We start from the raw sequence: 12,500 nt of genomic DNA on the forward strand, positions 1-12,500 counted from the left end.
ATGCCCCATGCCCGTTGTTTTTAAGAACGCTGATATCGCAAAGCGTCGATCGACTGTGCTGTGAGAAATACTCCTAGAATGATGTAACTGGCAAAGATAATTATACTGCTAGTATCAAAAACTCCCTTGACAAGATTAGTGTAATGTGTTAGGAGTGAAAGCTGTCCTAATGCTGCTCCGAAGGGCCCGCCGATACCGACGGCGGCTGCATCGATTACCCACAGAAATAAGACTAGAGCGAAGGTGAGGATGGCGGATAAAATCGTGCTGTCTGTAAGGGATGAAATAAACATTCCGAGGGACAATATTCCGGCTGCTAGTAAGATTAGGCCGCCGTGTCCTAGCAGCACGACGCCGGGGGGTACGGGTGGGGTTGAGGAACTTAGGGCGATCGCCTCGCAGAAGAGCAGTGGCAGCAACATTGTGGTATAAAATGTTAAAACGCCGAGGAGTTTGCCGGTAGCAACGACCCAGTTGGTTAAGGGCGATGTGGCTAAAAGTTCTAAGGTGCCGCGCTTGCGTTCTTCTGCGTAAAGTCCCATGGAGAGTGCTGGTAATACGAACAGTGAAAGGGAACCCATGATTCGCAGAAAAAGTTGCAGGAATTCATAGGCTATGTCGATCGCAGGTTCGGTAATTCCCATTCTATCTCGCTGGGTGATTTGAGGAATTAGGCCGTCGGGGGCGAGGAGAATGGCGATTAAAAAGTAGCCGGTGATCAGCCAAAAGACTGCTGCGATAGCATAGGCAAATGGTGATGCAAAATAGCTTTGCAGTTCCTTGCGGTAAATGGCGATGATATTACTAATCATTACTAACATTTAGGAATTGGGAATGGTTCAACAGTTGACAGTTGACAGTTGACAGTTGACAGTTTGAAAGCTACTTCTACCTAGAAGGATGAGGATTGGAGTAATGAATAGTCTGATTTTAATTCCTCCGTCACTCGTGTTCCGGCTTTCAACCAATTATTTCTGGTAATTGGGTATTGGTAATTGCTTCATTCTGAGTCGCCTCCGGGTCGTGTTTCGCTGTCGTTGCTCTCTTGTTGCTTTCTTTCTATTTTTCGCTTTCTGTTGACAGGTGGTTGTTCTCCTTGAGAATCGCTACTCGGTTGTGCCCTTTTTTTAACTTGCCGATTTTTGACAACAGGTTCGGCTTTAGGTTCGCTCGACTCCAGGATTTCTGCAACAGGTTCTGCAACAGGTTCGGATTTTGGTTGAGGAAGCTCGATCGACTCTGCAATTTGGGTCACAGGTTCGCGAACAGGTTGGCTCGACTCTAGGATTTCTGCAACAGGTTCGGCTTTAGGTTCGATCGACTCTACGATTTCTGCAACAGGTTCTGCAACAGGTTCGCTCAACTCTACGATTTCTGCAACAGGTTCTGCAACAGGTTCGGATTTTGGTTGAGGAAGCTCCCTCGATTCTACGATTTGGGCCACAGGTTCGGATTTTGGTTCGCTCAACTCTACGATTTCTGCAACAGGTTCTGCAACAGGTTCGATCGACTCTACGATTTCTGCAACAGGTTCCAGTTGAGAAAGCTCGATCGACTCTACGATTTGGGCCACAGGTTCGGATTTTGGTTCGATCGACTCTACGATTTCTGCAACAGGTTCTGCAACAGGTTCGCTCAACTCTACGATTTCTGCAACAGGTTCGGATTTTGGTTGAGAAAGCTCGCTCGACTCTTGTCTTTCGACAATTTGCAGAAATTCTGCAACAGGTTGCATTTCTGGTTCTATATCATTGATTGTCTCTGATGTTTCTGCAAGTGTTTCGGATGCTGAGTGAGAATCATAAAGCGACTCTACTGTTTCCGCTTCTGGTTCTGATGCTGGCTCAGCAAGCTCGATCGACTCTGGGATTTGGGCCACTTCCCGATTGTCTACAATCGGTTCTGGTTGAGAATGTGCGATCGACTCCACAGTTTCTACAACTGGTTCTGATCCTGAATGAGAAGGTGCGATCGACTCCACAGTTTCTACAACTGGTTCTGATCCTGAATCAGAATGTGCGATCGACTCCACTGTTTCTACAACTGGTTCTGATCCTGAATCAGAATGTGCGATCGACTCCACTGTTTCTACAACTGGTTCTGATCCTGAATCAGAATGCTCGATCGACTCCACTGTTTCTACAACTGGTTCTGATACTGATTCAGAATGCTCGATCGACTCCACTGTTTCTACAACTGGTTCTGATACTGATTCAGAATGTGCGATCGACTCTACAGTTTCTACAACTGGTTCTGATCCTGAATCAGAATGTGCGATCGACTCCACTGTTTCTACAACTGGTTCTGATACTGATTCAGAATGTGCGATCGACTCTACAGTTTCTACAACTGGTTCTGATACTGATTCAGCATCATAGAGCGACTCTTGCCTATCTGACTCTAGTGTTTCTAAAACTGGTTCGTCCGATACTGGATGAGCATCATAGAGAGATTCTAGTGTTTCTAAAACTGGTTCGTCGGATACTGGATGAGCATCATAGAGAGATTCTTGCCTATCTGAAACTAGATTTTCCACAATCGGTGCTGATTCCGATTGATGAGAGTCGGCGATCGAGTCTTGAATTTCTGTCGCTGCTTGTAGATTGCGATCGACCTCGGGTTCGCTGTGAACCAGACTTTCTTCCGGTTTCTTTTGGGCCGCTGTCAGCCGTAAAAACACATCTTCCAAAGTAGCGCGATTGCGGCGCATTTCGCAGAGTCCGAATCCTGAGGCGATAATAGCTGCGGCGATTTCTCGTCCTGGTTCCACCTCCGATTCGCATTCTGCCCGCAGGCGGTAGCGACTGGCTAAAAATTGCTGGCTGGGAATCAATTCGATCGATCGAACTCCCCGCACATTTTCCAAAGAAGGCAACAGCAGACTGTTGAGCAAATCCGCCTCACCTTCGACTTCGACTTCGTAACCTTCCCCGGTGGCCAACTCTCCCATCAAACGTTCGGGAGTACCAGCGGCGACGATTTGACCGCGATTGATGATGGTGACGCGGCTGCAAGTCATGCTGACTTCCGGCAGAATGTGGGTAGAAAGGATAATAGTGTGTTCGCCTGCAAGACTTTTGATTAAGTTGCGGACTTCGATGATTTGTCGCGGGTCGAGGCCGACGGTTGGTTCGTCCAGGATAATGACGGGGGGATCGTGGACGATCGCCTGTGCAATACCAACTCGTTGCCGAAATCCTTTAGAAAGTTTGCGGATTAAAACTTTGCGTTTATCAACCAGGCCGCAGCGTTCGATCGCGGATGTGACACGTCGGGCGCGATCGCCTGCAGGGACTTGCTTGATCCGCGCCACAAAAAATAGAAACCCTTCCACGCTCATTTCTGGATAAAGCGGCGGGTTTTCCGGAAGATAGCCGATCCGCTGTCTGACAGCCATCGAATTTTCGTGAACGTCGAGGCCAGCGATCCGGGCGGTACCGCTGGATGCCGGCAAATATCCCGACAAAATCCGCATGGTTGTGGTTTTGCCGGCGCCGTTGGGCCCCAAAAACCCGAGTATTTCTCCTGCTTCGACCGAAAAAGACACGTCCGCGATCGCTGCGGTCGAACCGTAAGTTTTGCTTAAGTGTTCTACTTCAATCATTTGTCAAAGTCATGTCGATTTTAGGTTTGAGATTTGAGATTTGAGATTGACTCCGCCAACCACAGGTCGGACGCCTGTTCCACAACCACAGGTGGGTTAGAGCCGATTTCTCACATTAGCCTGCCAGAAACCCAATCTATCACAACTGATGATTGTACTTGGAAGCGGGACACTTGTTTTAGGTCGATCGTCTGGCGCCGGCTAGCGTTGAGCTTGCTGTTGCTGGTTGGAAAATTCTCACATAAAAACAGGCAAGATGCTTGTTCCACAAAGAAAAAAGTGAATTTTGTTGTGGTCATTCTCCCCGCTTTGGATCGTATGGCGGGCGATCGCGTTACAAGAGAACCGCAAAATCTGTCAAAGTACCGTCTTATGAATCAATACGGTTCACTTAAGATTGTCATTGCGAGGAACGAAGCAATCGCAGTGTCTATTTTTCATGAGTTTTCCCTGTTGTCATCTCTTAAGTTAACCGTACCGTCTTATGAATGATCGAAGCCAAGCATAATTTCACTTTAAAAAACCCATGCTACGAACAGTTAGTAAGCGATGCCTTCTTCTGCCCCGTCTTCTTCCACAGACTTCTTTCCAACCCCCAGCCTGCTAAACCCGACTTTTTCCAACTCAAGGGGGCTACAAAAGTGCCGACTTTTCTATACTGAAAAATTTGGGCTTCCCTGACATCATATGAATAGGTTAAGTTAATCAAGTGAAAAAGGGAGTTAATCAATGCGTTTTGGATTTTTGAGTTTTGGTTTACTGGTTCTCTCAGGAGCGATAATTGCCGTAGATGTCGCACCTTCTCTAGCAGCAGCAAGCGCCCAAACAAACAGAGAGTTGTCACAATCGCAGGCACAAGAGCGATCGCAGCAGCTAATTGCCTGTGGTTGCACTAGCAGAGGTTGTAGTAGCTGTAGCCGTCCTACTCGCGGTGGTCGTAGATAGGATAATTAGCAGCTATCGAGTGACTGCTGTTTTTAGATAGTTGAGGATTGGGCATAAAAGAATAGTCTTTTTTCAGTCCAATCCTCTGTTTGTAGAACTTAATTGGTAGATCGATTCACCAACAAACTTGCTTGCTGCTACTAAGGAACGAAAATTTAATAACTTACACATATTTGTGGGATGGGCCAGAAGAACCCGTCTTTTCTGGACGGGCTCTTCTGGCCCATCCCACAAGAACAATAAAAATTGTAAGTTATTTAATTCTCATTCCTAAGCTTTATTAACGGGGAATACTCCAAATCCTAACAGAACTATCTGGACTGCCACTGGCAAGAGTCTGCCCATCGGGGCTAAAAGCAACAGAATAAACCGAATTTGAATGTCCGGTGAGAGTTTGCAATAATTCGCCAGTATGCAGGTTCCAAAGTCTAATGGAGCTATCATAACTGCCGCTTGCCAGAGTTTTCCCATCCGGGCTGATAGCCAGACACCAAACCCAACTTAGATGTCCAGTAAGAGTGCGCTGCAATTCCCCTGTTTTCGGATTCCACAGTTTAATACTATTTTCAGCAATACGGCTAACTTCGTTCCAGCCACTACTGCTAACAAGGGTTTGACCGTCAGGACTAAAAGCGACAGACAAAACTTGCGCTGAATGTCCTTTAAGAGTGCGAATTAATTTCCTACTATTCAGACTCCACAACTTAATAGTCAGATCGTCACTGCCGCTAGCAAGGGTTTTGCCATCAGGATTAAAAGCGACCGAAGTAACGTTGTTAGTGTGTCCGTAAAAAGTATAAAGCAGCTCTCCTGTGTTAACACGCCACAGTTTGATTGTTTTGTCATGGCTGCTACTAGCGATGGTCAGACCATCCGGGCTAAAAGCAATCGATCTAACATCGCTATAATGACCTTTGAGAGTGCCCAAAAGCATCCCAGTATCTAGATTCCACAACTTAATTGTTGTGTCCTTCTCATTTTTCACATCCTCCTCCAGTTGCGGCCCGGTAGCCAGCAATTTTCCATCCGGACTGATTGCAACCGACCAAAGCTTTGATGAAGCTCTAGATAGTTTTTTAATGACTTTCCCTGTACGCCAATTGTAAAGTTCGATCGGTTCATCGTAACTACCTCTGACAAGGGTCTGTCCGTCAGGGCTAAAAGCAACTGAGGTGACTGCATCAAATACTTCCGAACCTCCTTTCAAGGTGTTGAGCAGAGAAAGATTTTTTAAAGGTGCAGGAGGTTGACCTTGTAAAGGAACAAATTTAGGTAAAATTAATACACTGACGCAGGCAAATGCTGTTATTCCAATTCCGACTAATGCTTTCTTAGTTTTAGCAAATGACTTCAGCCACTTTCTTTCAGTATTCAGCGGGCTAATTCCCTGTAACTCAGTCGGAGGAACTGCCGACAACCCTTCTTCACTAGGGCATTCAATCTTAGCTATAGCCTGTAAAATTGCTTCGGGATTTTTCGGTCTATTCTTCGGATAGAAAGCCATCAGCTCATCAATTAAATCTGCCAGCAATCCCGAAATTTGTGGTGCTTGATCTCGCCAAATCACCTCTTGATATAGCTCGTCTTCAAGGTCAGTTGGATTTTTTCCGGTTAAAAGAAAGACAAAAGTGCGTCCCAAGGCATAGAAATCGGATTGAGGCAGCGCTTTGCCTTTTATTTGCTCGAACGGAGCGTAGCCTTTGGTATATATCTTTGTAACTTCCCCCTCATTCTCGTCCGCAATTTTTGAAAGGTAAGTGTTTGTGATTATCCGCACTGCTCCAAAGTCGATTAACACCAGTTGACCGTCAGGTTTTAATATGATATTTGCTGGCTTAATATCTCGGTGAAAATAATGCTGCTGATGCAAGTAAGCTAGAATATTTACCAGTTGCTTTAACCAATTAATTGCTTGTTGTTGGCTGATGGGTTGATAATCTATCTGCTTTAGCCACTGCTGCAAATTATGACCGTAAATTTTCTCCATCACTAGACAGTAAAGCGTGTTTCCTCCTTCTTGATAGAGAAAATATCCGTCGGGTTCTACTTTAGGAATTCCTGGATGATCTAGTCGTATTAAGACATGAGCCTCTCGCTCAAACAGGGATACTGCTATTTGTTTTTCCTGCAAGTTTGAACAATTCTCAAAATGCAGAACTTTGAGAATTTTTGGCGTCCCTCGCTCCTCAACAATATCAAAGATTTTGCCAAATCCTCCGGGAGTATCCAAATCTAACTCTTGCACAATACGATAGCGATTTTGAAGTATCAATCCAGGCTGAAGCATGGCAAATAAAATATGCTTTATTTCAACTCTTCGGACAGTTTTCGATCGCCAAAAGCGTAGGAGCAGGGTTTCAGGGCGATCGAGAATGAGGGGAACGCTAACAAAGCACACTATAGGCTTTCGGGAAAATCAAAGATTTCAGAGTACGACCTAAAAATTGTTATTTGTTACATACAATAATGATTAATAACATATTTCCTAATTACAGGCTGTAGCCTAAACAAGTCTTGACCGATTTCGGTTTCGATCAGCGATCGCCAACTTAATGACTCCAAAGCATTCATTAATGTTGAGCTAGATATATCTGACGAAATCTCCGATCGCAATTGATTAAAGTCAACAGATTTGTTAAGTATAGCTAATTGACACATTACTTTTATTTCTAAATCAGTTACACGTTCAAACATCTGGGATAAAACTACCTCTATTTGACCTCCTATAAAAATCGTACCTGTTCTGAGAAAATCAGAAGTTTTACCAGCAAATAAAGTGATAATTGTTGCTGAAATCATCCATAGTGCTAAAGGATTTCCTTCGTACCTTTCAATAAAATCATTCCATTCTTTTTCTTTTACTAACCCTCGTTCGAGAAGAATTTGCTGTGCGGGTTCATTTTTCAAGCCACTCACTTTATGAGAGCGAACAAGGCGAGTTCGATTTTCTAATAATGAAATGTCGATAGATTTTTCTGAAGTTGTCAATACCAAGCAGCTTTTATGGTTCAATTCACCTACTTTTTTGAAAAATCTACCGTAATCCTGATATCCGTCTCGATATCTGCCAGCCAACAAACCTGTTTCCATAATTGTCTCGACTCCATCAATTATTACCAAACATCGGTGCGCGTTTAAACACTCGATCGCTCGCGAGATGGCATCAGAGGGTGTTTCTGGTAAATTTGTTTCCTCTTGGCTACAGATAAATCGGATGATGTCTTTGAGGACGGTATGTATGGGTGGAGTGCGATCGAGACTTCGCCAGATAATGAAATCAAAATCATTTTGAATTTCTTGTGCCAGTTTGACAGACAGAGACGTTTTGCCAATTCCCCCCATGCCCAACAGTGCCACCAGCCGGCAGCGGTCTGTTACAATCCACTGCTTCAGTGCGGTCAATTCTTCTGTACGTCCGTAGAAAACAGAGACATCAGGGGCTTCCCCCCAATCTTGTCGAGAACGGGCGATCGCTGATTCTGGCAATTTTTCGGGCAGCGGAAGAGTTGGTGAGGAGCGATCGTCTTCTGCAAGTATATTCTTAAAGCTTTTTTTCCTAACCTCTTTCCCCAGTGCAGATGACAGCAGTTGCCAGAATTCGGAACCTAACTCCTTAGCATAACTCAGGTTGCAGTTACATTCACTGGAAATTTGCTCGTAAGTCTTATCTTCTAATACCTTACGAAATATGTTTTTTTGCAGATCGGTTGGGGATCTCCCCGTCCGAGCATGAAAAGACGCCTCTGCAAGTTCTAACGCAGTGTCAACGTTCATATTTGGGAGTTATGCAAAAATCATACTTCAGTATAACCCATTTTCCGATCGTCCTACTTTTTCCAACTCTTGCCGACCAACTCAGCCAAAAGCGACTTTTATCGACAAAATTGAGCTGTGAAACAACCCACTTTACCAGACTGAAAAATTATTGGTTTTGAAACAACATAGTAAATGTCAAGTCAATCGATGAAAACAGGAGTAACGATTGTGCCTTTACCGACAACCGACCAACAGTGGGATTTACAAAGTGGAGATGGCTGGCAATTTGACGATAATTCCAGTACAGGTGGTAAGCTTACCAATATCAAAGAAGCCTCACCAGAAGTGAAACAACTCTCTAGGGAATTGTCTCAAAAACTGGTTGGATTCTCCGCCCCAATGAGTGCTGGTTATGCCTACGAATACAGCGGTGCTAATGGCAATCCCTACAATGGTAATAATGTCTCCCACGCTGGGATTGATTATGCAGTTGGTGCGAACATAAATGTCTCAGCGGTAGTTCCGGGAAAAATCATTAATGTTGTATCTTATGGTGCAACTGGGCAATTTGTGACTGTAGAAGGTAATGATGGAAAGCGCTGGATATATGGTCACATCCAAACCAGCAAGAAAGCTGGAGATTCTGTGAATATTGGAGATGCGATCGGTACAGTGAAAAACCAAAGTGGGAACACTCATCTCCACATAGAGGTTCAAACTTCACCTTTTGATTCTAGTATTATTGGTGGAATTCCCTATCAAACAAAAGGAAGTCGGAATTTTGTTCTAACCAATACAATGAGTCCACTTCAAGCCTACTCGGAGTCGAAAAATGGTGGCGGTGTTCCTGTAAACACAAAAAGGGGCACAGAAGGGGACGATCGCATTAGTGGAGGAGCCGGCAACGATACTTTAATCGGTTTGGGTGGCAATGATAGCCTGTACGGCGAAGCGGGCAATGATTCCCTCATTGGCGGCAATGGAAATGATTACCTTGACGGCTATGCCAGTTATGTCAGTCGCGAATTTGACACTTTAACGGGTGGAGCTGGTGCAGATACTTTTGTACTTGGCAATGCACGACAAGGAGTTTTCTATCAAGGTGACGGTAATGCAATTATTACAGATTATTCAACTCGAGATGACTACATCCAACTCAAAGGAAGCGCTAACGACTATCAGTTAATCCGTCAGGGTTCTGATACCATAATTTCCTTGAAAAACGCAGATAGGATTGGTATTGTTCAGGGGGTAACAGACTTGAGCTTAACTGCCCGAACGGGAAGAGTTGATTTCAAATTTGTCTGATGTTGAGTTTCTTGATTTCTTCTCACCATTAATATCGAAGGTAAAAGAGCGATCGCCCAAGATTTCATACAAGCGATCGCTTGTATGAAATCATCTTAAATCCTTGGCAACTTAGCCCTGATTTTTGACAACCTTAAATAGAGGTTCGTTTACTAGGAGGACTGTGATGGAGCGCATAAGTAAATTGACAGCAGCACTAGAACAATATTCCGATCGCACTCCCCAAGATGAACAACTGTGTCAACTCATTTTAACTATTTGCTCGCAACCTCGCGATAGTTTGCAGCGTCGAAAATCAATGGAGCGATTGTTGCTGAAAGTGCAACGCTTGCCAAAATTGTCAAAAAGTTCTCATCCCTATTATTTAGAAGCGGTAAATAAAACTTGGGAATGGTTAGACAATAACCTTCACAATTTTCATCCCCGCAGTTCTCCGATTCGAGACAGTTTCGTGACTTGGATTAACGGTAATCTCCGGTATCGAATTAGAGATTTATACGCTGCAAAACCCAAAAATATGGTTTCCCTAGATGTTAGAGAACGCAGCCAATTTTACCACCCATGTTTGGGCAGTATTGACGCTTATATCGAACCGCTTGAAGCTGAGGAAAACAAAAGTTTAGCACGAAAGATCGCGCAATACATTAATCGAGCTCCCGAAGCTAAACTGCGAAAGTGTTATCCTAAAAATCGTCCCGACTGCAACTGTCAAATTATTGCTAAAAAAATGTTTTTGCACCAGTCGCCAGAAAAACTAAGCGAGATCGCGCGACAGTTGAATATCAATACCCAAACCATTCACTCTTTTTGGAGGAGGAAGGGATTCCCAACAGTGCGATCGCTCGCCAGAGAAATTGCTCAAATAAACTCTGATATTATGTCCGGATAATTGGTTTTTGTCTGTGATAGTGACCTTCATTCTCTCTCTTTCCGAATGCGCACGGCCCCTTAACACTACAAAAAAACACAAGCCCCAATCTGGTATTCAGAAAGGATCTGGAGTTATGTAAAATAAACCAGGCATCGAGCTATTTTCTCAGGCAGTGACCCGCCAAATATCTTCGCCACCGCAGCGTTTAACAACCGAGTTCGGGATGGAATCGGAGTGGTGCCACCAATTACCATCAAATCAGAGAGGTCAAGCCCTCGGTCTATTAGTACGCCTCAGCTTCATCCCTCTCAGGACTTCCACTTAACGCCTATCAACGGGTGTTCTGCCCGTGACCTTACTGGATAACTCCATGAGAAGACTCATCTTGAGGTGGGCTTCCCACTTAGATGCTTTCAGCGGTTATCCACTCCGCACTTGGCTACCCTGCGTTTACCGTTGGCACGATAACAGGTACACCAGCGGTGCGTCCCTCCCGGTCCTCTCGTACTAGGGAGGACTCCTCTCAATCTTCTTACGCCTGCACCGGATATGGACCGAACTGTCTCACGACGTTCTGAACCCAGCTCACGTACCGCTTTAATCGGCGAACAGCCGAACCCTTGGGACGTACTTCCGCCCCAGGTTGCGATGAGCCGACATCGAGGTGCCAAACCTCCCCGTCGATGTGGACTCTTGGGGGAGATCAGCCTGTTATCCCTAGAGTAACTTTTATCCGTTGAGCGACGGCCCTTCCATGCGGCACCGTCGGATCACTAAGACCGTGTTTCCACCCTGCTCGACTTGTAGGTCTTGCAGTCAAGCTCCCTTATGCCTTTGCACTCTATGGCTGATTTCCAACCAGCCTGAGGGAACCTTTGCGCGCCTCCGTTACCTTTTAGGAGGCGACCGCCCCAGTCAAACTACCCCCCTGAAACTGTCTCCTTCCCGGATAACGGGTAAGGGTTAGAATTCTAGCCTCGCTAAAGTGGTATCTCACCGTTGGCTCGATTCTGCCCACAAGCAGAACTTCATAGCCTCCCACCTATCCTGCGTAAGCGAAGCCCGAACACAATTCCAGGCTATAGTAAAGCTTCATAGGGTCTTTCTGTCCAGGTGCAGGTAGTCCGTATCTTCACAGACAATTCTATTTCGCCGAGTCTCTCTCCGAGACAGCTCCCAGATCGTTACGCCTTTCGTGCGGGTCGGAACTTACCCGACAAGGAATTTCGCTACCTTAGGACCGTTATAGTTACGGCCGCCGTTCACCGGGGCTTCAGTCGCTAGCTTCAGATTACTCCTGACCAACTTCCTTAACCTTCCGGCACTGGGCAGGCGTCAGCCCCCATACGTCGTCTTACGACTTTGCGGAGACCTGTGTTTTTGGTAAACAGTCGCCTGGGACTCTTCACTGTGACCTACTTGCGTAGGTACCCCTTCTCCCGAAGTTACGGGGCCATTTTGCCGAGTTCCTTAGAGAGAGTTATCTCGCGCCCCTTGGTATACTCTACCTCCCTACCTGTGTCGGTTTCGGGTACAGGCTAACATTGCTTATGGTGTTTAGAGCTTTTCTTGGAAGCCTGACATCTACCACTTCCCTCCCGTAGGAGGTCGTACTCGTACCTCAGCTCAAGACGTTTTCTCCGTCTCTCAACACCTCGAATACTTAAACCGGTAACCAACATCCGGCTGGCGATTGCCTTCTCCGTCCCTCTGCACCAACAATGTCAGGTACGGGAATATTGACCCGTTATCCATCGACTACGCACTTCTGCCTCGCCTTAGGACCTGACTCACCCTCCGCGGACGAGCCTGGCGGAGGAACCCTTAGGGTTTCGGGGTGTAGGATTCTCACCTACATTTGCGCTACTCAAGCCGACATTCTCACTTCCGCACAGTCCACACCTGCTTGTCGCTAGTGCTTCACACCGTTGCGGAACGCTCCCCTACCAATACATGATTAAAAATCATTTATTCCACAGCTTCGGTAGACTGCTTAGCCCCGTTCATTTTCGGCGC

At 45.7% G+C, this 12,500-nt stretch carries 6 protein-coding genes, 1 rRNA gene and 1 pseudogene (1 of these 8 running past the window's edge); 3 read left to right on the top strand and 5 right to left on the bottom strand.

What is annotated here, in order from left to right; genetic code table 11:
- Positions 1–20 precede the first annotated feature (20 nt).
- Entirely contained in the window at positions 21–821 is an 801-nt protein-coding gene (locus tag JGK20_RS12635; RefSeq protein ID WP_293184963.1) for an ABC transporter permease, read from the bottom strand.
- Between the two features lie 1,832 nt (positions 822–2,653).
- Positions 2,654–3,604: pseudogene (locus JGK20_RS12640) on the bottom strand (ABC transporter ATP-binding protein); the annotation flags it as partial.
- A gap of 729 nt (positions 3,605–4,333) precedes the next feature.
- On the opposite strand from JGK20_RS12640, the gene JGK20_RS12645 reads away from it, so the two are divergent.
- Positions 4,334–4,549 carry a hypothetical protein gene (locus tag JGK20_RS12645; RefSeq protein WP_293184968.1) on the top strand — a complete coding sequence of 72 codons (216 nt, stop codon included), beginning with the start codon at positions 4,334–4,336 and terminating at the stop codon, positions 4,547–4,549.
- A 280-nt stretch (positions 4,550–4,829) separates the two neighbouring features.
- Here the strand turns inward: JGK20_RS12645 and JGK20_RS12650 are convergent, their stop codons facing one another.
- Positions 4,830–6,947, bottom strand: a complete 2,118-nt coding sequence (locus JGK20_RS12650; RefSeq protein ID WP_293212282.1) for a serine/threonine-protein kinase — start codon at positions 6,945–6,947, stop codon at positions 4,830–4,832.
- Between the two features lie 56 nt (positions 6,948–7,003).
- Positions 7,004–8,323 (bottom strand): NB-ARC domain-containing protein, encoded by a 1,320-nt coding sequence (locus tag JGK20_RS12655; RefSeq protein WP_293191739.1) that lies wholly within the window; start codon positions 8,321–8,323, stop codon positions 7,004–7,006.
- Positions 8,324–8,512: 189 nt separating this feature from the next.
- Between JGK20_RS12655 and JGK20_RS12660 the strand changes: the two genes are divergently transcribed.
- The gene (locus JGK20_RS12660; protein WP_293230673.1) at positions 8,513–9,613 is read left to right on the top strand and encodes a peptidoglycan DD-metalloendopeptidase family protein; all 1,101 of its coding nucleotides are present in this window, start codon (positions 8,513–8,515) and stop codon (positions 9,611–9,613) included.
- Positions 9,614–9,779: 166 nt separating this feature from the next.
- Entirely contained in the window at positions 9,780–10,502 is a 723-nt protein-coding gene (locus JGK20_RS12665; RefSeq protein ID WP_293184974.1) for a hypothetical protein, read from the top strand.
- A 245-nt stretch (positions 10,503–10,747) separates the two neighbouring features.
- Here JGK20_RS12665 and JGK20_RS12670 read toward each other — a convergent pair.
- A 23S ribosomal RNA gene (locus JGK20_RS12670) occupies positions 10,748–12,500 on the bottom strand; it runs 1,152 nt beyond the window's last position.

It is taken from the genome of Microcoleus sp. PH2017_05_CCC_O_A (assembly GCF_020738785.1).
GTDB lineage: Bacteria > Cyanobacteriota > Cyanobacteriia > Cyanobacteriales > Microcoleaceae > Microcoleus.